23 protein-coding genes and 1 other annotated feature are annotated in these 25,813 nt (G+C 47.4%); of the genes, 13 read left to right on the top strand and 10 right to left on the bottom strand.

Annotation, left to right across the window (positions count from 1 at the left end):
• Positions 1-87: 87 nt before the first annotated feature.
• Positions 88-1,389 (bottom strand): polysaccharide deacetylase family protein, encoded by a 1,302-nt coding sequence (locus J2Z28_RS26575; RefSeq protein ID WP_211085136.1) that lies wholly within the window; start codon positions 1,387-1,389, stop codon positions 88-90.
• Between the two features lie 240 nt (positions 1,390-1,629).
• Here J2Z28_RS26575 and J2Z28_RS26580 point away from each other — a divergent pair, with 240 nt between their 5' ends.
• From J2Z28_RS26580 to J2Z28_RS26605, 6 genes are all read left to right on the top strand, one after another.
• The gene (locus J2Z28_RS26580; RefSeq protein WP_017690726.1) at positions 1,630-2,277 is read left to right on the top strand and encodes a DedA family protein; all 648 of its coding nucleotides are present in this window, start codon (positions 1,630-1,632) and stop codon (positions 2,275-2,277) included.
• A 133-nt stretch (positions 2,278-2,410) separates the two neighbouring features.
• Positions 2,411-3,925 carry a spore germination protein gene (locus tag J2Z28_RS26585; protein ID WP_211085138.1) on the top strand — a complete coding sequence of 505 codons (1,515 nt, stop codon included), beginning with the start codon at positions 2,411-2,413 and terminating at the stop codon, positions 3,923-3,925.
• Between the two features lie 20 nt (positions 3,926-3,945).
• Positions 3,946-5,148 carry a Ger(x)C family spore germination protein gene (locus J2Z28_RS26590; protein WP_211085140.1) on the top strand — a complete coding sequence of 401 codons (1,203 nt, stop codon included), beginning with the start codon at positions 3,946-3,948 and terminating at the stop codon, positions 5,146-5,148.
• A 6-nt stretch (positions 5,149-5,154) separates the two neighbouring features.
• Positions 5,155-5,391, top strand: a complete 237-nt coding sequence (locus J2Z28_RS26595; RefSeq protein WP_017690729.1) for a hypothetical protein — start codon at positions 5,155-5,157, stop codon at positions 5,389-5,391.
• Positions 5,392-5,409: 18 nt separating this feature from the next.
• Complete coding sequence (locus tag J2Z28_RS26600) at positions 5,410-6,531, top strand: GerAB/ArcD/ProY family transporter (protein ID WP_211085142.1); 1,122 nt, start codon at positions 5,410-5,412, stop codon at positions 6,529-6,531.
• 103 nt (positions 6,532-6,634) lie between these two features.
• The gene (locus tag J2Z28_RS26605; protein ID WP_211085144.1) at positions 6,635-7,762 is read left to right on the top strand and encodes a GerAB/ArcD/ProY family transporter; all 1,128 of its coding nucleotides are present in this window, start codon (positions 6,635-6,637) and stop codon (positions 7,760-7,762) included.
• Positions 7,763-7,853: 91 nt separating this feature from the next.
• Here the strand turns inward: J2Z28_RS26605 and bcp are convergent, their stop codons facing one another.
• Genes bcp through J2Z28_RS26625 form a run of 4 tightly spaced genes read right to left on the bottom strand, consistent with a single transcriptional unit; the run spans position 7,854 to position 10,997 of the window.
• Entirely contained in the window at positions 7,854-8,318 is a 465-nt protein-coding gene (bcp, locus tag J2Z28_RS26610) for a thioredoxin-dependent thiol peroxidase (RefSeq protein WP_036668208.1), read from the bottom strand.
• Between the two features lie 45 nt (positions 8,319-8,363).
• Complete coding sequence (locus tag J2Z28_RS26615; protein ID WP_017690733.1) at positions 8,364-9,149, bottom strand: ABC transporter permease; 786 nt, start codon at positions 9,147-9,149, stop codon at positions 8,364-8,366.
• A 5-nt stretch (positions 9,150-9,154) separates the two neighbouring features.
• Positions 9,155-9,949: an ABC transporter permease gene (locus J2Z28_RS26620; RefSeq protein ID WP_036614077.1), complete on the bottom strand. Its 795-nt coding sequence runs from the start codon at positions 9,947-9,949 to the stop codon at positions 9,155-9,157.
• Between the two features lies 1 nt (position 9,950).
• Positions 9,951-10,997 carry an ABC transporter ATP-binding protein gene (locus J2Z28_RS26625; RefSeq protein WP_036614079.1) on the bottom strand — a complete coding sequence of 349 codons (1,047 nt, stop codon included), beginning with the start codon at positions 10,995-10,997 and terminating at the stop codon, positions 9,951-9,953.
• A 212-nt stretch (positions 10,998-11,209) separates the two neighbouring features.
• Here J2Z28_RS26625 and J2Z28_RS26630 point away from each other — a divergent pair, with 212 nt between their 5' ends.
• On the top strand, positions 11,210-12,253 hold the full coding sequence (locus J2Z28_RS26630) for an LCP family protein (RefSeq protein WP_211085145.1): 1,044 nt from the start codon (positions 11,210-11,212) through the stop codon (positions 12,251-12,253).
• Positions 12,254-12,384: 131 nt separating this feature from the next.
• Complete coding sequence (locus J2Z28_RS26635; RefSeq protein WP_211085147.1) at positions 12,385-13,704, top strand: glutamate-1-semialdehyde 2,1-aminomutase; 1,320 nt, start codon at positions 12,385-12,387, stop codon at positions 13,702-13,704.
• Positions 13,705-13,915: 211 nt separating this feature from the next.
• Here J2Z28_RS26635 and J2Z28_RS26640 read toward each other — a convergent pair whose 3' ends face one another.
• On the bottom strand, positions 13,916-15,310 hold the full coding sequence (locus J2Z28_RS26640) for an aminotransferase-like domain-containing protein (protein WP_211085149.1): 1,395 nt from the start codon (positions 15,308-15,310) through the stop codon (positions 13,916-13,918).
• A gap of 159 nt (positions 15,311-15,469) precedes the next feature.
• Between J2Z28_RS26640 and J2Z28_RS26645 the strand changes: the two genes are divergently transcribed.
• The 5 genes from J2Z28_RS26645 (at position 15,470) to J2Z28_RS26665 (ending at position 21,659) form a co-directional block, all read left to right on the top strand.
• A complete protein-coding gene (locus J2Z28_RS26645) occupies positions 15,470-16,405 on the top strand; it encodes a DMT family transporter (RefSeq protein ID WP_211085150.1) in 936 nt (311 codons plus the stop codon).
• A 27-nt stretch (positions 16,406-16,432) separates the two neighbouring features.
• Positions 16,433-16,746 (top strand) — a binding site (T-box leader).
• A 140-nt stretch (positions 16,747-16,886) separates the two neighbouring features.
• The gene (gene trpS, locus J2Z28_RS26650; RefSeq protein WP_211085152.1) at positions 16,887-17,879 is read left to right on the top strand and encodes a tryptophan--tRNA ligase; all 993 of its coding nucleotides are present in this window, start codon (positions 16,887-16,889) and stop codon (positions 17,877-17,879) included.
• Positions 17,880-17,948: 69 nt separating this feature from the next.
• Entirely contained in the window at positions 17,949-19,055 is a 1,107-nt protein-coding gene (locus J2Z28_RS26655; RefSeq protein ID WP_017690742.1) for a GerAB/ArcD/ProY family transporter, read from the top strand.
• A complete protein-coding gene (locus J2Z28_RS26660; protein ID WP_211085154.1) occupies positions 19,036-20,505 on the top strand; it encodes a spore germination protein in 1,470 nt (489 codons plus the stop codon). The genes J2Z28_RS26655 and J2Z28_RS26660 overlap by 20 nt, the downstream gene beginning before the upstream one ends.
• Complete coding sequence (locus J2Z28_RS26665; RefSeq protein WP_211085156.1) at positions 20,502-21,659, top strand: Ger(x)C family spore germination protein; 1,158 nt, start codon at positions 20,502-20,504, stop codon at positions 21,657-21,659. The genes J2Z28_RS26660 and J2Z28_RS26665 overlap by 4 nt, the downstream gene beginning before the upstream one ends.
• An 86-nt stretch (positions 21,660-21,745) precedes the next feature.
• Here the strand turns inward: J2Z28_RS26665 and J2Z28_RS26670 are convergent, their stop codons facing one another.
• From J2Z28_RS26670 to J2Z28_RS26685, 4 genes are all read right to left on the bottom strand, one after another.
• Positions 21,746-22,162, bottom strand: coding sequence for a sensory rhodopsin transducer (locus tag J2Z28_RS26670; protein WP_211085158.1), 417 nt, complete (start codon positions 22,160-22,162; stop codon positions 21,746-21,748).
• 473 nt (positions 22,163-22,635) lie between these two features.
• Positions 22,636-23,844: a rhamnogalacturonan acetylesterase gene (locus tag J2Z28_RS26675; RefSeq protein WP_211085207.1), complete on the bottom strand. Its 1,209-nt coding sequence runs from the start codon at positions 23,842-23,844 to the stop codon at positions 22,636-22,638.
• 105 nt (positions 23,845-23,949) lie between these two features.
• Positions 23,950-24,789, bottom strand: coding sequence for a carbohydrate ABC transporter permease (locus J2Z28_RS26680; RefSeq protein WP_211085160.1), 840 nt, complete (start codon positions 24,787-24,789; stop codon positions 23,950-23,952).
• Positions 24,790-24,791: 2 nt separating this feature from the next.
• A complete protein-coding gene (locus tag J2Z28_RS26685) occupies positions 24,792-25,694 on the bottom strand; it encodes a carbohydrate ABC transporter permease (protein ID WP_211085162.1) in 903 nt (300 codons plus the stop codon).
• Positions 25,695-25,813: the final 119 nt, after the last annotated feature.

Genomic DNA, 25,813 nt, shown 5'->3' on the forward strand with positions numbered 1-25,813 from the left:
CCGTTCATCAGCATTCCTGAACCATAGTAATCTATGATTCAGTGTTGCCCGGAAGTAGAGAGAATAGTCCTGCAAGAATGACTTTCTTCAGATCATTTTATACTTAAATATGCTATTCATTGCCGAAATGGATCTGGAATTGCCCGCCTTTACCGCCCACTCCGCTTCATTACTGGTTAAGGAATTCACCCGTAATCCCATCTGCTCCAGTAACTCACGTAACGGAACCCAGATGGTTCCACCCTGACTCTGTACTACTCCCGTTTCAATTGCCCCTGTTGTTGTCAGTGTTCCGCTCACACTGTCTGCATGAATCGTTCTTTCCTTCCATACTGCTATGGCTGTCCTTGTTTCAGAGTCCCAGCGAGTGCTGCCCCCGAATTTTTTCATGAACGTACGTAAAGGCACCATGATTCGCTGACCCTCCATGCGGAACTCGCCCGGTTGCAAGGTAGCCGCAGCCAATCCCACCTCTACCTTCAGCTTCTTGCTTGCAAGCCATAACGTCGCGTTCGCTTCTACATGCTCTGCGATCCAGGCCTTTCCCGGCGCCTTGCGGGCCTTATACTTACCATCTGGATGTACACGGAATTGAACTGGTTGATCCGTACTCTTTATGGTGTCAAAACGATATCCATGATCCCGATAATATTTGATAATACCCGGAAGTGCTTTTACCGTTTCAGCATGTGCACCACCGTCATGCATCAGTACAATGACCGAACGTGCTCCCGCAGGTACTTTGGTCGAATTGCTGAGGATCTCTTTGGCCGGAACACCTTTACGCTTGGAATCCCCACTATCGACGTTCCAGTCCATGACGGTGTATCCACCCAATTGCAGCAAATCAAAATAACTCTGGTCAAAATGCCCGTAGGTACCTCCTGGTGCTCGCACCAAATTCGGACGGAAACCGGTTATACGTTCCAGCACTTCCTCTGTCTGCTTGATCTGTTTCCAGAACACTTTAAAATCACTGTACAACTGTTTGTATTGATGATTAAACGTATGATTGCCCAAAGCATGTCCATCCTCCACAAGCCCCCGGATTAACTCCGGATAACGCTCTGCCTGCTCACCCAGCACAAAAAATGTGGCCAAAACCTTCTCCTTGCGCAAAATATCCAATACTTCACGGGTATGGTTCCCCGGTCCGTCGTCAAAACTCAGATAGACTACCTTGTCTTGAGTATTCTTATCTTCCGAGATCGGATCACCTGAGCCGGAAGCAGAAGATGCATAAGCCGTGCCTGCATATACAGCAAATGCACATAACAATATCGCAATCCGCACGAGAATGACAGACCATTGTCCAGCTAAAAACGTATGTATGGATGTTGCAGAGTTTCCCCCTATCTCCTTGATTCTGAATTCCGGTCTCTGTACCATTTACGAATCGACCTCCACCGTCTCTAGTAATTTGCTGATAGACTTCAGCAGATTTGTTAGAATTATATGGAGGCTTCCTTGAAAAAAGACGTGATTTTGTTTAATATTTTTTCACAATTTGCTATGTAGCCTGATTGATTCTTCGCTTCAGATTAGGTAGCATAATGAACAGGCAGAACACATTAAAACACCTTGGAGAGTATTCATGCTCCCACCCCGTATTCAGGAGAGTGAAATCTATTGGAATTGCTTGAGAAGATCCAACATCTGTTTGGGTCCTACGGATACAGCGTTTTGTTTTTTGGCTTGTTGCTTGAATTCATCGCACTTCCCTTTCCTGGTGAAACAACGATGGCTTACGCAGGGTTTCTCTCCTACAAGGGGCATCTCGACTTTGGAATCCTCACCATACTGGCTTTTCTAGGGACAACGATTGGCATGACCATCACTTATTTTATTGGAGCCAAAGCAGGTCTGCCCTTTATAACACGATACGGAAAATGGTTTCTGCTGAAGCAGGACAAGCTCGATAAAACGCAAAAGTGGTTCGCCAAGTATGGTAATGCCTTAATCTTCATCGGTTATTTCATTCCGGGTGTAAGGCATTTCACTGGATATTTCGCAGGCATAGCCGCTGTTCCCTTTCGCAAATTCGCTCTCTACGCCTATTCAGGCGCACTGTTCTGGGTTGTACTGTTTCTGGGCATTGGCAAAATATTTGGCCCTCAGTGGAACGCCGTATTCCATCTGGCTCATCAATATGCAGCATATATCGTGGGAGGAATCGGCCTATTGCTCATCGTAGCCGTGCTCTATCGTTACCGCAAAGCATGGACAGCAAGATCCACCGTCTCCAAGCCAGCCCCTGTTCGACAAAGACAAAAGTAAATTCGGACAAAAGTCCATCTATAATAAGCAGACAAGGAGTTGCGAATAATCGCGGCTCCTTTTTTTTGTGATAATCCGAATTCATCCAGGTCATACTAACTTGAAAATATAGGGTGTATAGGGAGGTGAAGGTATGAGTGAATCGTCGTTGGAACGCCAAGATCAGAGGCAAATCTCTCCGGATCTAAGCGAAAATATGGATTACTGCAAGCAAGTGATGGGGAACAGCAACGACTTGATGATGCGCCCTCTCCAGTGTTTACATAAATGGCCTGCAGTTATGTTGTACATCGATGGATTAGTGGATGTGCAGATTCTGAATCATTCCATCCTGGAATCCCTGTTAAAGACACATGAACTTCCGGAATTCTCTGCAGATGATGAGCATCTGAGCTACCTCCAGAATGACATTCTGGCTGCGAGCAATGTAACATTTGTGGATGACATGGAAGATGTGCTTAATGCTCTCCTGTCCGGTTCGGCCATCCTGCTACTCGAAGGCTGTGCACGAGGATTGAAAATTGCCGCAGCTGGGTGGGAGGACCGTGCTGTTGGTGAACCCATCTCACAGACCGTTGTTCGGGGTCCTATGGAGGGATTTAACGAAAACTTGCGTACAAATACATCCTTGATTCGCAAACGGATTCGTGACCCTCATCTCTGGATCGAAGAAAAGGAGATTGGTCGTATCACCAAAACAAGAGTTGCGGTCTTATATCTGGAGCATACTGTTGATCCGGAAGTGGTAGAGGAACTAAGGCGCAGGCTCGATGAGATCGATATTGACGGGATTCTGGAGAGCGGGTACATCGAGGAACTTGTACAAGACGAAACTAGAACGTTATTCCCCACGGTTTACAATAGTGAACGTCCAGATACGGTTTGTGCTGCTTTGCTTGAGGGCAGAGTGGCCATCATCGTGGACGGCACGCCTTTTGTGCTGCTGGTTCCAGCCTTGTTCGTGCATTTCTTCCAATCGCCGGAGGATTACTATCAACGGGCCGATATCAGCACATTGATTCGTTTGATTCGTTATCTGTCCTTTTTTATCGCTTTACTAGCTCCATCCTTCTATATTGCCATTACCACCTTTCACCAGGAAATGTTGCCCACCAACATGCTCATTAGTCTGGCAGCTCAACGTGAAGGCGTTCCTTTTCCCGCATTCATTGAAGCCATACTGATGGAACTGACCTATGAAATTTTGCGAGAAGCAGGTATACGTATTCCGAAAACGGTCGGTCAGGCCGTTTCCATTGTCGGAACACTGGTCATTGGCCAAGCAGCCGTAGATGCAGGAGTTGTCTCCGCTGCAATGGTTATTATCGTATCCATAACGGCCATATCCAGTTATGTCATTCCAGAGAATGGACTGTCCATCTCTGTCCGAATTCTGCGATTTGTATTGATGATACTCGCGGCAGCTTTTGGTTTCTACGGTATTCTAATTGTTTTGCTCATCACGGTTACACACCTGTGCAGCTTGCGTTCTTTTGGCGTACCGTATATGTCTCCCTTTGCACCTCTGATTCAGAAAGATCTGAAAGATACGCTGTTTCGTGTACCCTGGTCCCGTATGAAAACCCGTCCACTCTCTACGGGTACACCTAACAAAACCAGACAAGGCAGCAAAAAAATGAAGCGTTAATTCGGTAAGGAGAACAACGTATGAACAAGAGCTTCCGATTAATTGTATGCATTGCATTCCTGCTCCCTCTCCTTACCGGATGCTGGGATCGCCAGGAACTGAATGAACTTGGCATTATGCTGGGTCTTGGTGTAGACAAGGATGGCGATTTGATTAAAGTGAGTGCTCAGGTCGTTGTCCCGAATGAAGTATCCTCCAAGTCAGGGGGAGGCAATGGCACTCCTGTCACGCTGTACGAAGCGTCCGCGCCAACGCTGTTTGAAGCGATTCAGAAGCTGACCGAGACAAGTCCACGCCGTATATTTATGGCGCATATCCGTGTGTTGGTATTCGGCGAAGAATATGCACGCAAAGAGGGCATCTACGATGTCATGGAAGCGTTAATGAGGGAACCTACTGCTAGACCCGATTATTACGTCATGGTTGCACGAAATACTACAGCTTCCAAAGTACTGGACGTACTTACTCCATTGGAAAACATTCCTGCGGAGAAGTTATTTAATTCTTTGGATGTGTCTGCCAAGACCTGGTCTCCCACAACAACCGTAACCGGAGACCAATTAATTGAATATATGCTGACGCCTGGAATACAGCCTGTAATCACTGGTGTAGAGGTTGTTGGCAATTTAGCGAGAAGCGGAAGCAAAGATAATATTGGGACAATCAAGTCTCCTGCTCGACTGAATTCTACGGGATTAAGCATCTTCAAAAAGGACAAACTGGTTGGCTGGTTAACCGAAGATGAATCGAAAGGATACAACTATATCCGCGACAATGTGGTGTCTACCGTCAGTCACATGCCTTGCCGAAAGGGAGGAAATGTGACGTTCAAAGCTCTCCGCACCAAGACCCAACGAAAAGCAAAGGTCATTAACGACCAGCCTGTGATCCACATTAAACTCAAAAATGTGTCTTCCATTGGTGCAGTAGAGTGCGGAATCAGAATTGGTTCAATGAAAACGCTCAAAGAGTTGGAAAAGGACAGTGAGGAGCGACTGATAGACCTGATGGAAAAATCCGTGAATTCAGTGCGGCGAAAGTTCCATATTGACATTTTTGGATTCGGTCAGGAAGTGTATCATGCCGATCCTAAATTTTTCAAAAAGATTGAGAAGGATTGGGATCAATATTTTGAAAATCTGGATGTTAAGTATGAAGCCAATGTACAGATCAAACGTGTAGGTACACTGGATGATTCATTCAAGGAGGATTTGAAGGAGTGAGACCGGATGTTGATTACAATTACTGTCATTGTCATAGGGGGCCTCGTAGGCTTGGTTGATCTTCCAGGTCTCATCCGCCGCAAGGAATGGAGGGAAACAGCTGTGTACAGCGGAATGCTCGTCATAGCCACAGGGTTCAGTGTGATTGCAGCCAACCTGTGGGATTTCCCCAGTCCACTCTATATCATCATGTGGATCTATGAACCTGTTAATCAATTCTTGGCACATCTGACGGGAACCTAGAAAAAGGAGAGGACCATTATGCTTGAACAGGGGCGCCTTGGAACAAGACAATTGACCACGCTCACTTTTATGATGGTGGTCGGGGATATGATGCTGATCTACCCCTCAGTCATCACGTCCTATGCCAAACAAGACTCCTGGATTTGTGCTTTTATAGGCGTTCCTCTGGGGATGGCACTGATGGCCATGATTCTGAAGCTATGTAGTATGCACCCAGAAAAAAATCTGGTGCAGATGGCACGAAGCATTCTAGGGTTCTGGCCAGGTACTTTCTTTTCCTGCTTCTACCTGTTCTTTTTCATTATTGGTGCTTCCACGCATACGAGAGAAGTCGGCGATTTCATGACCACACAAATCTTTCAGTACACCCCGATTCGCATCATTATTCTGATGTTCGTCATTGTAATCGGCTGGGGAGTGTGGCATGGATTGGAGACGATGGGACGAAGTAGTGAACTACTGATGCCTGTTGTTATTGTGTTTATTGTCGTTCTTGCAGTCTGTCTGCTTCCTCAGGTGGATACCAGCAATTTGAAACCAGTAAGTGATACAGGCGTCGTCTCTATCTCGCAGGGCATTCTGGTAAGCATTATATATCCCATCGGTGAGGTCGTCCCCATCATGATGATTCTGCCCTATGCCGCCAAGCAGGCTCATCAAACACGGGATATGCTTATTGCAGCAGGCTTAGGCAGTTTGATATTGGCAACGCTTGTTACCATATCGCTGCTGGTTCTGGGTGCCTTTCTTACGCAACATAACATATATGCATCTTTTGTTTTGTCCCAGAAAATCAGTATTGGGAGCTTTTTTGAACGTATAGAAGCGATTATGGCTTCTTCCTGGATGATCTCTACGTACTTCAAAGCGATGATATACTTATACGCCTTTATTGTTGGTTGTGCGGAACTGTTCAAGCTTAAGCAGTATCGAATGCTTGTACTCCCTGCGTCCATACTCGTGTTCGGATTAGCCAATCTGGTCTCACCCAGCATAACCTTTATTGTGATCACCGTTGTTCCATACTGGGTAGATTGGGATACCACATTGGGGATCATTCTGCCCGGCTGTCTTCTGCTGATACAATGGCTCAAGTCTTACAGAAAATCATCGGTTACTCCAAACAATTCACAGCAATGAGTACTTTTTTTGGGGAAGGAGCCTGGTATGGATGGAAAATGGAAAAATGGAATTCATCCATGAAGTTCATCCATGCTGAATACAGAGAAGGAGCACTGTGTCTATGTTAATTAAGGAGAAAATCACCATTAGGCAATTTGCAGTCCTTACCTTTCTCGTCATGGTTGGGGACATGATTCTACTCTATCCCTCCGTGGTTACTGCTTCGGGTCAACAGGATGCATGGATCTGTTCTCTTATCGGTCAGCCGATCGGCTTACTCATCATATGGGTTCTATACAAACTTCATCAGACACATCCTGATCTTTCCCTTATTGAAATCTGCCAAAAAATACTTGGCCGGTGGGCGGGGTCTGTTTTGTCGGCTGCATATCTATTTTATTTCGCCATAGGCGCTGCCATATGTATCCGTGAAGTCGGTGACTTTATGACCACACAGATCTACCTTCAGACCCCCATTCGAGTCATTCTGATTATCCTTATGTGCGCTCTAGTCTGGGGGCTTATGCATGGCTTTCATACGATAGGAAGTAGCAGTGAACTGCTGACTCCAATCGTTGTTGCCTTTATGATTCTGTTATTTCTGGGATTGATGCCCAAAGTAAACAGTTCACATCTGCAGCCTTATTTGAACACCCCTTGGCTCCATCTGATTCATTCCATCATTCGGGGAGCTTTTACTTCCTTTGGTGAACTCATCGTGATCACCATGGTTCTTCCATATGTAATGTCCGGGCCTCATATCAAACGTGATATGTTACTCGCTACCTTATGTGGAGGATTGCTGCTAACCACACTGTTGCTCATTTCGCTCATGATTTTTGGACCCTTTCTGACCCAGCATGACATCTACATCTCCTATACCCTGTCCCAGAAAATTAATATCGGCAACTTTTTCGAGCGAATTGAGGCCTTTATGGCGACTGCTTGGTTAATTGCTACCTATTTCAAAAGCCTGCTGTACATGTTCTCCTTTGTCGTTGGAACAGCTCAGCTATTTCGATTAAAGACATACAAGCCTCTCATCCTGCCATCAGCGATGTTATTATTCGCGTTAGCTGTACTGATTTCTCCCAATGTCATTTTCTACACCAATACGATCATGCCCGCTTGGGTGGATTGGGATATCACGGTAAGCTTTATTATTCCGCTATTCCTTCTGCTCGTGCATCGGCTTCGTTCTGGCAAGAACAAGAACAATTCAACCAATAATAAACGATTGCCCACCTAAAAAGGCTGTGTTCACGGTAAATTCCGCGAAGCACAGCCTTTAATGATGAATCGGTTAAGATGTATTGTTTCACTCATGTCTAAATCATTAATTACAACGTCTTCAAAGCCTCAAGCGCAGCCTCGATATGTCCTTTGACCCGAACTTTGGACCAGTCCTTGATCAATTTCCCCTCTTCATCAATCAGAAAAGTGGAGCGAACCATACCCATGTACTCTTTGCCATACATTTTCTTCAGCTGCCATACACCATATTGCTCGGCTACAACGTGCTCTTCATCCGACAACAAGGTAAACGGCAGTCCATATTTGGCAATAAACTTGTCATGTTGTTTCATCGGATCGGTGCTGATTCCGAGAATGACCGTGTTCAGCCCTTCAAATTCAGCATGCCGATCCCGAAAATCACAAGCCTGTTGCGTACAGGACGAAGTCATATCCTTAGGGTAAAAATAAAGCAGTACCCGCTGTCCGCGGTAATCCGAAAGCTTTACCGATTCTCCTGTACTGGACGGAAGCTCAAAATCCGGTGCCAATTCGCCTACATTTAACGTCATGTCAGTTCCTCCCTAATCTCCCCCATGAAATGCTATAGGGCGTTATTATGAACCTGCTCCGCGATACCGCTTCACGCCAAAATTCCACAGAAGCAATCCCATAGAACCAAACACTAATCCCATCACAGGTGTAAGCAGCGCCATGCGATGCATCTCAGACCTCTCCAGGAACAATGCTGCCGGATAGATGCCCACGAAGGCAAACGGAATGACCCAGGTTAACAGCACCTGAATGGCACGATTATAGATCGTTACCGGGTAGCGTCCATACCCTTGAATGTTATACATCAACGGCAGAATACCTGTTGGCGCGTCCGAATAAAAAGACAACGAAGTCAATGTGGTATAGATGCCGGCATAAATCATGACTGAGCTGAGAGCCAAAATAATCAATGCAGGGATATGCCACCATTCCAGCATCAGACCCATCTCTGCTCCGCTGAAGATCATGATGATCAAGCCGATAAACGAGCCTACGAGTGCAGGCGGGTCCACATTTTCAAGCAAGATCTGGAACAGGTTATGTGCAGGACGTGTCAGGATCCGATCCATCTCACCTTTGACGATGTACCGTTCACTGAATCCCCACAGATTGATAAAACAACTGAAGATGCCATAGGGCACCATAAAATATCCATAAACAAAGAGTACTTCACTCTCACTCCAGCCGCCCAGGTTATCCGTATGGCGAAAGACCACAAAGATAAAGATCAGGTTGGTTGCCTGGAACAGCAGATCCGATAGGATCTCCACCCAGAAATCAGCACGGTACGTGAGTCGTGTTTTCATGTAATTCTTCAAATATTCCCAGATCAGACCCATATAGTACATATCTGTTATCCCCCTTGCACGAACAGACGCTTACGCGCCTTACGCCAGATCAATACCATCGGAAGCAACAGTACGGCAAACCAGAACACCTGAATACCGAGTACGCTCCAGATGGCGGTACCTTCCACTCTTCCAGTGAACACGGAACCGGGCAGATACGTAATGGCCTGAAAAGGCAATACTTTCATCACCGCGGACATCCAGCCTGGATACAGACTGATCGGGATGATTAGACCGGAGAACAAATCAACCACGACGCGTTTCATACGCATCATGCCTTCATTGTTTTCCACAAAGAATGCCGCCAGTCCCGTTATCACATTAATCTGGGAATTAATGAGGAAACTGAAGAACAGCATGACGAGAAAGCCAATCCACGCCGATGGCGCCGTAGGCAGTTCAACCGGAAACAGCAGAATGGCGATGAGCATGCCCGGAATCATAAGGAGCAGGAAGCGAAAAATACCTTCGCCAAGACCCTGCATCATTTTGACCATAACGTAATTGATCGGCCTGATGAATTGAATCGCAATGGAGCCATCCCGTATGTCTGCGGCAATCTCCCGGTCCAGGTTGTTGAAGTAAAAGGCACGTGCCATCCAGGATACAGCGATATACGTGGTCATCTGTGCTGCCGTGAAGCCGCCAAGCTCCCCACTGCTACCGTAAATAGCTTGCCAGGTAAAGTAATACACGCCGATATTCAGCGTATATATCAAAATGCCGGAGTAATAATTCACCCGGTATGCCAGCATCGTTAGAAAACGGATGCGCATAAAATCAATAAATGCACTATTCATCTCAGGATACACCCACCGCTTCTTTCCCTGCTCCCACAATCTCGGGACGCTCGGCGGAACCGGATTGGTAAATACTGCGCACAATCTCATCCGTGTTGATCTCGATAATCTGAATATCGGTAATATCTGCCTGTCCAACGACACGTCCGAGTACATCCGAAACATTCAGTTCCAGCGGAATCCATACGGATGCGGACAATTCATTCTCAACCGTCCAACGTACAGGCAACGCAGCAGTCCATTCCTGCATCTGACTGATGTTGTGAGCTGAACCGAACTTGAAGCGGATCTCCCGCTCCTTACCCCACTGGGACTTGAGATGATCCAGACCTCCATCATAGATGATGTTGCCTGCATCGAGCATGATCACCCGGGAACACAGGGCCTCAATGTCCTGCAAATCGTGGGTTGTGAGCAGAATGGTCGTTCCATGCTCCTTGTTCATGTCTTTCAAGAAATCCCGAATTTCCGACTTCACCACAATATCCAAACCAATGGTTGGCTCGTCCAGGAAAACAATACTCGGATTATGCAACAAGGCTGCCACTAACTCGCAGCGCATACGCTGACCGAGACTGAGCTTCCGTACCGGACGGCTTAACAGGTCCTGAAGCTGCAATCGCTCAACCAGTTCATCCAGCCGTTTACGGAAATCGACCTCTCCGACACGATATACTTTGCGCAATAAATGGAAGGATTCGATAACGCCAATATCCCACCACAATTGACTGCGCTGACCAAAAACAACACCGATATTCTGTACAAACTTCTCACGTTCCTGATACGGAACATATCCACCAACCGATATTTGCCCAGAGGTAGGCACCAAAATGCCGGTCAACATCTTGATCGTTGTTGATTTACCGGCACCGTTCTCCCCAATATATCCGCATATTTCGCCCTGCGGAATCTGAAATGAAATATCATTTACAGCCAATACCTCTTGGTATTGACGTGCAAACAGGTCCTGGAACGCGCCCTTCAGCCCACCTCGGCTTTTCTGGACGCTAAACGACTTGCGCAAATCTTTGACATCAATCGCCAGCATGATTATACCTCACTTGGATTTTGTTGAAATTGCTTGTAGCCCAAAAAGAAATTATAATGGTATCAGTCAAAATTCAGCAAGCTTTAAAATAGTCTGGAGCCGCGTCCTGCCCTTATGTTGGGAAAAGATGTGTACGGAAAGCTCCGACTAGATCTTACTTGAATACTCGAACTCGTTTTTTTATTTCATCTCAAATACAAAGGAGAGCTAGCATGACCAGAAAGACGAAGAGAACCATATGGATTTCTCTTGCCGCCTTCGTGTTGATTATTGGAGGAGCAGCGGCATATTACTTCGGTTCTATTCTCAATCAGTTGGATGGTTTGGCAAAGGACGGCGACGATTCACCATTCGCAGGCATCGAAAATGTGGAGAAAGTAAATACGCCTGACCCACCCAAATGGGAAGGCACAGAAACGGTAAATATTCTCGTTATGGGTGTCGATGCACGTGGATTGAAAAAAGGTGAAGTTCCTCGCTCCGACAGCATGATGGTTGTATCGCTCGACCCACTGACCAAAAAAATCAATCTGTTCTCCATTCTGCGCGACACTTACGTCAATATTGACGGATATGGCAAGGAGCGGATCAACACCGCTATCACCCATGGCCCTAATGCAGCGATGCAAGCTGCCGGCGACCTGCTCGGCATTCCTGTACAGTATTATGTGTATACGGATTTCCAAGGATTCATCAAATTGGTGGATGCCGTTGGCGGTGTTGATTTTGATGTGGAGAAAGACATGCACTATACAAGTAAAGCAGACAATAACGAATACGATATTGATCTCAAAAAAGGGTATCAGCATCTGGATGGCGAGACAGCGCTCATGTACGTTCGTTTCCGCCATGATGCGATGTCGGATTTCGCTCGGTCCGAACGTCAGCGTGAATTGCTGAAAGCTGTAACAGCGAAAATGCAGTCAACAACTACCATTGCCAAACTGCCTGCCATTCTGGAACAGGTTAATCCTTACGTAGATACAAATCTGACACTCTCCGACATGTGGAAGCTGGGTGGACTTGGATACCAGAGCAGCATGAACGGCAGTGAGCAGATCCCGCCAATGAACTTGCTGAAAGAAGAACGTACAGCAGGCGGTGCGCAAGTATTGACGGTTACCAATGAAGAGAAATTGAAGCAGCATATTCAGGATATTATTCACCCGCCTGCTACTACGGATGATAGTACAACCAACACCGAAGATAAAACAGCCAGTGGTGACGATCAGAAGTCAGAGCAACCGGCTCAGTAATCTAAACATGCAGAGGGCAGCCATTACGCTGCCCTCTCGTTGTGCCCGGCTATATCTTTATGAGAAAATCATCATATCTTTCTGTAGCTTGTTTCTTTATCATATTTTGCATTACGAAAGGAAGTTATCTTATGAATACATCACGTTCCCGTTCCGAACTTCTATACGCAGAAGCACTTGAGCATATTGTAGGAGGTGTAAACAGCCCTTCACGCTCGTTCAAAGCCGTTGGTGGCGGTGCACCTGTATTTATGAAAAAAGCCCAAGGGGCCCACTTCTGGGATGTCGATGACAACCGTTATATTGATTATCTGGCCGCTTACGGTCCGATTGTTACAGGACATGCCCACCCGCATATCACGCAGGCCATTACGGAAGCAGCGGCAAATGGCGTTCTGTACGGTACCCCGACTGAACTTGAGATCAAGCTCGCCAAAATGTTAAAGGAAGCTATTCCTTCCATGGATAAAGTTCGTTTTGTAAACTCCGGTACAGAGGCGGTCATGACTACGATTCGGGTCGCTCGTGCCTACACCAAACGCAACAAGATCGTAAAATTCGCCGGATGTTACCATGGTCACTCCGATCTGGTGCTTGTCGCTGCCGGTTCAGGCCCGTCCACGCTCGGAATTCCTGACAGTGCGGGAGTTCCAGCCAGTATTGCACAAGAAGTCATTACTGTGCCCTACAATGATCTGGAAGCCCTGAAGGATGCTTTGGAGCGCTGGGGTGATGATGTCGCCGCGGTCATGGTTGAACCGATCGTTGGGAACTTCGGTATGGTTATGCCGGAGCCTGGCTTCCTGGAAGGTCTCTGTGCCATGACACGGACCAACGGCTCCCTGGTTATCTATGACGAGGTCATTACGGCTTTCCGTTTCCATTACGGTTCTACTCAGACGTATGCCGGACTAGATAACCATGCGGAGATTGAACCAGATCTGACGGCTCTTGGTAAAATTATTGGTGGCGGCCTGCCAATCGGTGCTTACGGTGGACGCAAACATGTTATGGAGCAGGTAGCTCCGCTTGGCCCTGCTTATCAGGCGGGAACGATGGCTGGTAACCCTGCATCCATCTCAGCTGGTATCGCATGTCTGGAGGTCCTGCAAGGCGCGGGTGTATACGAAGAGATGGAACGTCTTGCTATCGACCTGACCGCAGGTCTGCAAGCTTCTGCTGACCGTCATGGGATTGCTCTGACGATCAACCGGATTCGTGGTGCATTCTCCACCCATTTCTGTAATCATCCGGTTACGAACTACGATCATGCTCAAGACACGGACGGAGAGCTGTTCGCTTCCTTCTTCCGTCACATGCTGGACCGTGGCATTAACCTGGCTCCATCCAAATATGAGGCTTGGTTCCTGACCACGGCTCATACAGACGAGGATGTTCTGGCTACATTGGAAGCCGCAGAAGCTTCCTTCAAGGCGATGGCTCAGGAATAAATTAGATTATTTCCATTCACAATGTAGCGTACAAGCTGCATCGTCGATAGATAGCAACTCAAGGAAAAGGCGTCCAACAAGTGATCAACTTGTGTGGACGCCTTTTGTTATATACGGACAACACTCCGATCGGTGTTTCCTGTGAATAGCGTGTGCTTCCGATGCAGCTTTCTTTCAAAAAACTTTTAGTCGAACATCCCACTTCTTCAAGTTATCTCTGACTGATCTGAAGTTTCAAAATTTCCTCTCGGATCTTCTGCATCCCTTCCTCGATTCGTTGCTTCGGCACATTGGAGATGTTCAAGCGCAGCATCTGATCCTGATGCACCTGATATGTTCCCTCCGGATAATACCGTTCTGTCGTATCAACAATGACTCCGCGCTTTTGAAGCCGGGATAACAGAACACGAAGCGGCATATCACCCGCCAAAGGTAATACGGTATGCTCCCCTCCTGTTCGAGGAGCGTCCATAAATGGAGCAAAGTCTGGATATGCGTCCAGTTGCTCATGCACCGTGTGCATCCGGGCAGCATAGCGGTTACGAATCACTTTCCTGTGATGAGCAAACATTCCGCTATGGACATAGATCTCCAGAGCAGCTTGAGACAGAACAGAAGTGTCGATATCGAGCATTTTTTTGTAAGCCCCAAAAGATTGAATTAGTGGTGAGGGCAGAACAGCTACACCAATGCGCAGACCTGGAAACAAAATTTTGGAGTAACTCTTCAGATAAATGACCCGGCCTTCGGTATCATAGGACCATAGCGGGTCCTGTTTCGTATTGTCCTCCAGATCAGCCAGATAATCGTCCTCTACCAGATAGACATCGTACCTCTGAGCAAGCCGGATCAATCTCTTCTTCTCCGCAACAGTTAACGATGTGCCAATTGGATTGTGAAAGCGCGGCATGACATAGAAAAACTTGATATCTCCCTCAGCAAACTGACGTTCAAGCGATTCCCAGTCAAGCCCACTCAAGGCTCGTCTCACACCGGCAATCGGCACATTCAATCCGCTCAGTAGGGAGGGCATATTGTGATAAGTCGGTAGTTCCAGCAGTACTTTTCTCTTTCCATTGGGGAAAGGCATCAATGCAAGTACAGCCAGTGCCTGTTGCACACCTGATGTGATAAAGAACTGCTCCGTTCTCGCAAACACCTGATAATCCGCAAACTGCTTCTGCAACAGTATGATAAGCGAAGGTAATCCCTGATCCGTACCATACATAAATAACTCTGCCTGTTTCTTCTCCATCGCCTGATCCACACAATGACGAAAGTCTGCATAAGGGAACACCCTTGGATCGGGTGCAGCTGAAGCAAAGTCCAACGCTCCCTGCCAGTCCATGTCCTGAGCACCTGTCCCGTTCTGTACAGCATAATAGCCAGATTGAGGTATGGCGTACACCAAATGCCGTTGCTCCAACCACTCATATGCACGAATCGCTGTACTTACACTGCATTGATATTGATCTGCTACAACTCGAACGGCTGGCAGTCGAATGCCCTTATCCGCCCACTGGCGACGATCCTGCTGCTGCATCTGTTCCTGAATCCATTGCTTTAACGCTTCGGCAATCACTTCGTATTTTCTCAATGCACCCATCCCTCTCCAACAACTGTACCGATACAGTTCAACCTTTTATCTATTGTAGCACGATGCACCCGGCAGTATATTGAATAAGGCCAGGACGTGCCTCGAACCTGACATAATTCAGGATAATGAAAGATAAAGCGCTATGACTACTGTATTGGAGGAGCATTCATGAACACAACACACACTCGGGGATATGCTTATATCGCAGCTATACTGTACGCAGCTATTATAGGTCTATCTTTTCTATTTGTTAAAATGACCGTCACTGTTGCACATCCGATTGATGTGCTTGCCCACCGATTCGCGCTGTCGCTGATCGTTGTGAGCATTCCTGTCATTTTTGGCTGGATCAAAATCCGACTGAGCCTTCGTGATCTGTGGCGCATCATTCCACTGGGGCTGTTATCTCCCGTCTTATTTTTTGCCTTTCAAGCCTTTGGACTTGTCTCTTCCAACTCATCGGAAGCCGGTATTATTCAGGCTATGGCTCCTGTATTCACACTCGTTCTCGCTTCAGTTTTCCTGAAGGAACGCACATCCACGATGCAGAAGATGTTCCTACTTCTGTCTGTCGCTGGAGTGGTCTTTATTTTCATAATGCAAGGAAGCGGCATGTCTATAGGTAACCTGAAGGGCATTGCATTATTGCTGCTATCCACAGTCTGTTTTGCAGGGTATGGTGTGCTTGCAAGACCATTAACCCAGAAGTACAAACCAATGGAATTAACCTGGGTTACACTGATGGTTGGCTGTATTGTATTTAACGCCGCTTCCCTGATCCGACATGCGTCCAGCGGTTCCATGATGGACTACATCAAACCACTTGGAGATACATCCTATCTGGGTGCCCTTGCTTATCTGGCGATCCTCTCCACCATGATCTCCACCCTGCTCGCGAGCTATGCCCTGACTCATCTGGAGGCTTCGCAAATGAGTGTATTCAGCAATCTGTCCACGCTCATCTCCATCGTAGGAGGTGCATGGGTATTGCATGAACCAGTGGGTAGCTATCACTATATTGGTGCATTGTTGATTATCGCCGGTGTGCTTGGTACCAATATGAGCGGTCGCAAACATAGGCTGGTCAGCGGAATCAAAGCGTGATATAATTCTGGAAATTGTAAACATTTGTTATCCGCGATGATGAAGAGAAGTACGTATGTCAGGATGCTACAGAGAGCCGGCGGCTGGTGGGAGTCGGTGCATCGGATATGTGGAAATGGGCTTCGGAGTTCCAAGTTGAACAAAGTCTGTATCCGTTCCTAGGAATACACACTTTCAGTAGGCGAGGCGGCATGTCCAGCCGTTATCCATGGACAGGATATCGATAGGCATGGAAGCTCATAAAAGAGCTCCTGGTAGATACCTCATCCGTATCCCTCAAGTGGGCCGCAATAGAGCGGCCAATGAAGGTGGCACCGCGAGGCACAAGCTTCGTCCTTTATTCTGTTCCCAACCGGGGAATGGGATAAAAGACGAAGCTTTTTTGATTTTTTTGCAGGCTGAAAGGAGGTGATGGTCGTGGAAGACGGCTGGTGGCGACAGCTCAACGTTGAAAAATTACAAAACCAAAGGAGAATAAACCATGAACAAAAACAAGGATATTATTTTGACAGGAGATCGAACTACCGGACAACTTCATCTCGGCCATTACGTAGGCAGCCTGCGCAGTCGGGTGCAATTGCAGGAAGAGTACAAAACCTATATTTTACTGGCAGATGTTCAGGCACTCACCACCCACTATGATCAACCTGGCCTGATTGCAGATAGTGTTCATCAAGTCACGCTTGATTACCTCGCCGTAGGCATTGATCCGAACAAAGCTACCCTGTTCATTCAATCCATGATTCCGGAAATTGCGGAATTGACTGTGATCTTCTCCATGTTTGTTACCGTCAATACACTCCGGCATAATCCGACCATCAAGAGCGAAGCACGTGATCGTGGATATACCGACCTGTACTACGGATTTCTCGGATATCCGGTCAGTCAGGCTGCTGATATTGCATTCTGTAAAGCCACCCTTGTTCCAGCAGGAGAAGATCAGATTCCTCACATTGAGACAGCACGAAAATTGGTTCGCCGGTTCAACGAGTTATATGCTCCCATTCTCCCCGAACCCCGCATTTTGACCGGAGAGCGGCTTGGAGGGCTGGATGGCGTTGGTAAGATGAGCAAAAGCATGGGCAATGCGATCTCATTAAATGCAAGTCCTGAGGATGTAAAAGCCAAATTGACCAAGGCCAAGACTGATCCCGCTCGCATCCATCGTTCTGATCCGGGACACCCGGATATCTGCCCTGTTTTTGCCTATCATCAGCTCTTCCGCAAGGAGAGCGCAGACGAAATACATGCCAGTTGCAGTCAGGGCCGGATTGGATGTAAGGATTGTAAACAGATCGCAGGTGGAGCCATCAATGATCTGCTTGCTCCTTTTCGCGAACGACGGAATTATTATGAACAGCGTGATGATCAGGTGAAAGAGATTCTTATCGAGGGTACCCGTGAGGCCAGGAAAGCGGCCCGGGAAACGATGCTAGAGGTAAGAGAAGCCATGGGTATTCGTTATTTCGACTGACGGTATGAAGCGCTCCAATCACGTTAACACTGCTGAGGACAGTCTATTGGGAAAAGGAGACCCCTCAGCATGAAACGAACACAGCCTTCTTTTTTGCAAGCTATGATGTTGATCATGTTGTCCGTTGGCTTGATCAGCCATGTTCTGATTATTCCTGCCCTTTTGGCTGCGGCCAAAAGGGATTCTTGGATTTCCGTCCTGCTATCAGCCGGACCATTTCTGATATTTGCGCTAATGCTCGCTTATGTCTCTCGTTTCCTCCAGCATCAAACCCTGCATGAATGGTTAACATCCCGTCTCGGCAAGCCCATTGGCATGTTATTTCGAGTTGGGAACAGTCTCTTTTTTCTGAGCGCAATCTATTTCACCCTGCACGATACCACGACTTGGGCCAAAACAAATTACCTGACAGAAACGCCAATTCTGGTAACCAGTATTGCCCTCATGTCTCTCTGTGCCTATGGGGCATATAAAGGCATCCGCTCACTGGCATTTACCGCAGGATTGATCCTTCCACTGGTGGTACTGCTGGGCTTTTATGTTGCCATTGTGAACACTCAATACAAGGATTACAGCCGTCTCCTGCCTGTGTTAGAACATGGCTGGCATCCCGTGCTGAATGGCATGATTTACAGTCTTGCAGGCATGTTTGAACTGCTGTTCATCTGGTATATCCAGCCTCATCTCACCAAACGTATACGTGTATGGCAGTATCTGATGCTCGCACTCATTCTTGTGGGACTGACTGTCGGCCCACTCATCGGGGCGATTGTGGAATTTGATCCTTTTGAGGCTGCTAAAATGCGATATCCCGCCTTTGAAGAATGGCGAATTGCCTCCTTGGGCAAATACATCGCCCAGACCGACTTCTTTTCCATCTATCAATGGCTCGCAGGCTCGTTCACCCGGATTAGTCTCGCCATGTATATTGTAGTAGAAATATGGAATATTAAGAGCTCTACCAGAAGGCTTATCAGTTGTATCTCGTTAGGTGTCTTCTTTATTCTAACCATGTTGTATCCTCTGGATGATATGACCTTCGAAAAGCTTCTGGTCGAATACATATTTCCGTTCAATCTCGTATATCTGAGCGGACTTGCGATTATCGCGACGACAGTTGCCTTTATCCATTCACGCCATCAGAGGAGGAAACATCATGGAGCATCAAGCGATTGACACCACGTCCCATGAAACACTGCTTGCCTCTTTGAAAGAGCAGTTCGATCCATGTGCAGATGTCGTTATTCAGACCTTTCCTGTTAAAGACGAATCTGATCAGCCCGTAATTCTGCTTTATTGCGACGGTCTCGTCGACGGTAAACAAATTAACCAATTTATTATTCCCCGTCTGGAACAGCACTCCCTGATCATTGAGGAATCACATCCTAAAGAACTGGGATTAACGTTGAATCCGTTGGATGACCTCACAGATACTAACAAGCTTAATATGTTGATATTTAGTGGACAACTACTGATCATTTTCGGTAATGGTGTACAGTCCTGCAGTGTGGATATTGCTGATATCCCGGGACGCAGTCCCGAAGAATCAGCTATTGAGACATCAGTTAAAGGCCCGCGCGATGGATTCACCGAAGAACTCACTACAAACGTGGCCCTTATTCGTAAACGAATGAAAACATCTTCGATGTGTTATGAGAAATATGTCAAAGGCGGTCGTACCCAGACAGCCATTGGACTTCTATATGTAAAAGATATTATCAATCCAGACATTCTGAAAGAAGCAAGACACAATCTGGATCAGATTGAGATTGACGGCATTCTGGGCACCTCAATCATGGAGCGAGCTGTCATGGGAGGAATCCGGAGTATCTTTCCACTTACAGATAATACCGAACGTCCTGATTTTGTCGTGGATTCCCTGTTAAATGGACGTTTTGCCGTTCTCATTGAAGGTTCTCCCGTGGCGGTCATCGCACCAACTACACTTTTCAATCAGTTGAAGTCTCCGGAAGACGAAAGCACACCTTTTTTCATCGTTACCTTCGAACGGATTTTGCGTATTTCCGGTCTGCTGATTGCCTGTTTCTTCCCAGCCTTCTATATCGGCCTGACCAGTTTCAATGTGGAACAGATTCCGTTACCTCTCTTGGCTACGATTGCCGGTACTCGGATGGGCCTGCCCATGCCGGTGACGCTGGAAGCATTTCTAATGATTTTTATGTTTGAGCTATTTAACGAAGCCGGTCGCAGGTTACCACGTGCATTGGGCCAGACCGTCAGTGTGGTCGGTGGACTTATCATCGGGGATGCAGCCATTCGTGCCGGGATTACGTCTCCCACCATCATAGTCACGGTAGCGATCTCAGTCATCTCCAGCTATATTCTCGTGAACACCGTGCTGAGCGGGGCTACTGCACACATTCGTATCGGAATGCTCATTATGTCTTCGATCCTTGGATTATTTGGATTTATGATCGGACTGTTCGCTCTTTTGGTGCACCTCGTATCGTTGGAATGTTATGGCGTATCCTATCTGTCACCCGTATCTCCCTACATTCCAGGAGATTTCACGCAGGCCGTATCCATGCCCCCTTCTATGAAAAGAACCAAACGTCCAGCAGCACTTCATACCCAGGATTCCACCCGCCGGAGGAAGCGTCCGTGAAAAGATGGGTATCCATAAGTGGGCTTCTTATAAGCTGTTTGATCCTGCTAACGGGGTGCTGGGATTCCAAAGAGGTGCAAAGTATTAACTTCATCACGGCAATAGGAATAGACTATGTGGACAACCAGTATATTACGTATGCCCAACTGATTGACTTCTCCAGTATCGCAAAACAGGAAACGCCAACTTCCCGGGAGACAAGGGATATCTGGATTGGACGGGGCGAAGGTACAACACTGAGCATGGCTATTAACGACTTGTATGAAACGTCACAGCAGCAAACGCTCTGGACTCATGTTAAAGCCATTGTTTTATCGAAAAATGCTCTCGACGGGAAGCTGGAGGATATATTTAACACGTTGCTGCATTCAGGTCAACTGAGATATACACCCTGGATTTACGCGACAGAACATAACATTCCGGACGTGCTCTCCCCTTCTGCGCTGCTGAACCAATCCGCCCAGACCATTGAGTTATTTGAGCCCATGAGGCTATACAAACAGCATTCCGGTTACGAACCTATCCGGCTCCATCAGCTTCTTGATGGACTACGGGAGCCAGCTTCCGTTGTTCTTTTACCCTCGGTTTCAACAAGGAACGAGACTTGGTTCAACGGGGATAAAACTCCCCCCCTTGTTAGAATGGATGGATTTTATGTTATTTCCAAAGGCACAAGTCAGGGTAGAGTTGCAGGAGCAGACGCAGACGGTACACGATACGTAAATTATGAGCGCGTACATCAGTACCCACTATACGTATATGGGAATGGTCGAAAGACTCCTGATTTAACCCTGATGCTTCGTGATCCCAAGACTAGAATCAAGGCAAGGAAACAAGGAGATGGCGTCACATTTGATCTGGTTACCTCAGTCAAAAGTTCCATCACCGAAGACCATGGAGCCCCACGCACGCCTCATGCCATGGAACAAGAAGCCGAACAACAGATCGAATCCCAAATCCGAGATACGTTCGAAAAAACCAAGTCACACAAGATTGATTCATACGGTCTTGTGGAACACTTATATCGCCACAACCTTCCCTTATGGAAACAGGAAGTCTACAACCGGGCGGATCCACTCAAACGTTTTAAGCTTGGAAAAGTGGAGGTTCACGTAGATATCCTGAATGCGAGCACGTATAAATACAGCGAATAAATGAAGAAAAAAAAGCCCCGTGCCTGCATTGGATGCAAGGTTACGGGGCTTCTTACCATCTCCAACTATGCTGTCGATTGGGGAAGTTATCCTAATGGATACGCCATGACACTCATCAAAGCCAATTCAGGCTGGGTCGTGTCCAAACGACTGTACTGGACGATAACGGGGATATTGCTCGAAACCGTAATCGCATAAGGCACGCCCGGCGGAATAGACTGCTCCCCGGATCGTAGCGATGCAGTGCGAATGTGCTTCGTCCTTCTCGCTGGCACTTCAGCGACCATACCTTCGAGTGGTTCTCTGTCTTCAAAGTAAATCGTGATGTGCAGCTCCGCATCCGTGGCACTGGTGTTAAGTACACAGATGCTCTCATGACTCTCCAATGTGCCCCGGCTCTCCGGGGGAATGTAACCATCCGGAATGACCCAGTAGGTGTGACCTGTAGCTGCTGAAACATTCTTACGGGCAGATGTGCCTGATTCTGTTTGGTCAGGTATCATTGAAATATATCCTCCTTTTTTTTACGAGTGCAATATAGGTTAAAAATCCGTGGGCTCGCTGGGCGGTCGCTTCGGTGGGCGGATCGGGCTGTGGGCCGCTGTTGGCTCGGGATTTCTATGGCTCATTCGCGGGGGCAACTCTTAAAACCCGTGGGCTCGCGGGGCAGCCGCTTCGGCGGGCGGATCGGGCTGTGGGCCGCTGTTGGCTCGGGATTTCTATTCATTTCCCCTCAGCAGGGGAAATCCCGCTCCAAAGGCGGACGCTTCGCTCCCTCTACCCGATTCCGCCCTTCTTCGCTGCTACGCTCGCCGGACTGATTTAAAAGATTATTGCCTTCGCTCTTCGCTGGGCAACTTTGTTTCGCTCGTTACTTCGTTTAACTCGCTTCGCTTAAATACAGACGCACAGGACTTAAAATCCTGCGGGAAGTTATCCCCTAGAACAATAGAATTAGATCCTCTACTGATACTGATTACCGCAGATACATCTGCAACGGTTGCAATTGCAACTCGCGGATGGCTTCTGCTACCTGTTGGGCAAGGCGGCGGGCACCGCGTTCCTGAAAATGCGTGTTATCCTCCACGCCTGAGGGGAAGTTCACATACTCGCCTGGCAGCACCCACATAAAGTCGTCCTTAGTGCCTTCAACGCCCACCTGCTCGAACAGAAGACGGCTGCGCTCAGCCAGATCGATCAGTGGAACATCTTCCTCTTCCGCCAGCTCACGCATGGCGATGATATAATCGCCGTGCGTATCGGTCAATGTGCCATCGTCCGCAAAATAGCGACGATGCACTGGGGTTATGAGCACTGGACGAGCCTTGGCTTCGCGTGCAGCATCGATATACTTTTTCAAATATTCCTTATATGTTGTGAATGGGTCCGTCCCACGTTCAGGATCCGGCTTCTCATCGTTATGTCCAAATTGAATAAAAAGAAAATCTTCAGGCTTGATTCGCTCCAGAATGGCGCTTAATCTGCCTTCATTAATAAAACTGCGGGAACTGCGCCCTGACTGGGCATGATTATCCACTGCCACATCATGTTTGAACTGTGCTGGCAATAGCTGGCCCCAACCGCAATATGGATATCCACTTTCCGGCTGATCTGTTACGGTTGAATCCCCGGCAAGAAATACGGTCATGGTCTGATTCGCAAGGGTAATCTCTAACACATTGATTCTTGGCGCGGGACCGGAGAATGACAGACGAAGTCTGCCACCGCGAACAACAACCGAGAATCTAACCTCTGCGTATTGTCCGGGAAGTGTGCGAATGGTTGGCAGTACAAGCCTGCCTTCACCAGCTTTCACGCGGGTCACTGTCTCAGCCAATTCATCCCCTGCAACAAGTAATACTTGGTAGGTTCCGTCGGGAACATCCACGATGAACGATGCTTTGAGCGGAATACAGAAGCCTGAACGCAATCGGGCAGACATGGTTGTCTGCCCCGGATTGTTATGATGTGGTTTTGTGGGATCCGACACATCGTCATCGCTAATGCGTTGTTTCTCATACACTAGAGATCCTGCCTCGAATCCGTATCCTCCGCGTTCCTCATATGCGGTTGTTGCAGTTACTTTCAGATAATCCCCTGTCTCATCTGCTCTTCCCGAGTCCGGTCCAAAGTTAAACTTCCAGCTGGTCACGGACACTGCCTGGCCCTCTGCCGCTGCCCCCATGGCAACGGCCTGACTACCCTGAGCTTTATTCAAAAGCGATAACCTCCTTGGTTAACTTTCGTAAACATTCATTCGGGCGAAGATACGAAGATACAGTAATCTGGCTTATCCTTTCAATCCGCTGGTGCTCATCCCTTGAACAATTTGTTTTTGGAAGATGAAGAACACAGCTACAACCGGAACCAGACTGACGATGGACATCGCGAACATTGCGCCCCAGTTGGAAGCAGATTCGCTATCGAGGAACATTTTCAGTGCCATCGACACAGTGTATTTATCAGGCGAGTTCAGGTACAATACCGGACCGAGCAGATCCTCCCATCTCCAGTAGAAGGAGAAGATGGCTGCAGTCGCCAGAGAAGACTTGATCAGTGGCATAATAATCTGAATATACAGTCTGAATTTGTTACAACCATCGATGGTTGCAGCCTCATCCAGCTCCTTCGGAATCGTTCGAATGAACTGTACCATCAGGAAGATGAAGAACGGCATTCCGAAGAATGTAGGTACAACGATTGGCAAGATAGTGTTCAGCCAGCCGAGCTTCGTGAAAATGATGTACTGAGGAACCAATACCACGTCATGTGGCAACATGAGTGTTAACATCATCAAGGAGAACCAGAATGTACGGCCCTTGAAGTTAAGTCTGGCAAAACCGAAAGCGATCAGCGATGACGATATCACGGCACCGATGGTGGAAATCACCACGATAACAAGTGAATTGGTGATGTAATCCATAAACGGTCTTCCAGCGGTTCCTTTCCAACCATCCACATAGTTACTCCAAATCCACTTGGTAGGGAACAGAGTATCCGCAGTGACGAAGATCGTACGGCTTTCCTTGAATGAACTGAAGAGCATCCAGAGTACGGGATACAACATCAGGAGGGCAAGCGCTGCAACGAACAGGTGATAAATGGGCCATTTCACATTTCTCCAAACCATCGTTACTTCCCTCCTTCAGATTCGTAAAACACCCAGTACTTGGATGTTAAGAATACTGCTACTGTAAGTCCACCAATCATAAGAAGCATGATCCAGGCCATCGCCGAAGCATAACCCATGTTGTTAAACATAAATGCCTGACGGAACAGATATAGAGAATAAAGCATGGTACCATCCATTGGACCGCCTTCTCCTTTGGAGATAATGTAGGCTGGTACAAACGTCATAAATGCACCAATCGTTTGCATAATCATGTTAAATAGAACGATCGGGCTAAGCAGTGGCAAGGTAATGCTAAAAAATTTCCGTATAGGATTCGCGCCATCCACACCTGCTGCCTCGTACATCTCAGTAGGGATATTTTTGAGACCAGCCAGGAAGATCAGCATGGACGAACCAAACTGCCACACAGACAGTGAGATGAGCATAACAAGAGATGCATTCGGGTCACCAAACCAGCTTATAGGCCCAATCCCGATTGCCGTTAGAGCACTGTTGATAACACCCTCATTACTGAAGAGGTTACGCCACATAATGGATACGGCCACACTACCACCGATTATGGATGGCAGGTAATATAACGTCCGGTACGTTCCAATCATACGAGAGCCAGTGTTCAGGACCATCGCTACGAAGAGGGCAAAGACCAACCTTAACGGTACCCCAATGAATACATACAGAAACGTCACTTTGACCGAGTTCCAATATTTCGGGTCATCAAAAAACATTTTGGTGTAGTTATCAAGCCCAATCCACCGTGGAGAAGTGAACAAGTTATAACTCGTAAACGACATATATAAGGACACAAACATGGGGATGAGTGTGAAGCCCAGGAATCCAATAATAAACGGGCTTATGAACGCATATCCAGTTAAGTTTCTACGTAACGACGAATACTGCCTCAATGGAACGAACCTCCTTCATGGATCAGCTTGCTCCCTCATCCTGGCTTCGGTCATCTGGACGGGGAAAGGCCCTCGCATTCGCGAGTAGCCCCATTCCCGACCATCCCTGAAGTGGGACG

The sequence above is a fragment of the Paenibacillus xylanexedens genome, from assembly GCF_017874615.1.
Lineage (GTDB): Bacteria > Bacillota > Bacilli > Paenibacillales > Paenibacillaceae > Paenibacillus > Paenibacillus xylanexedens.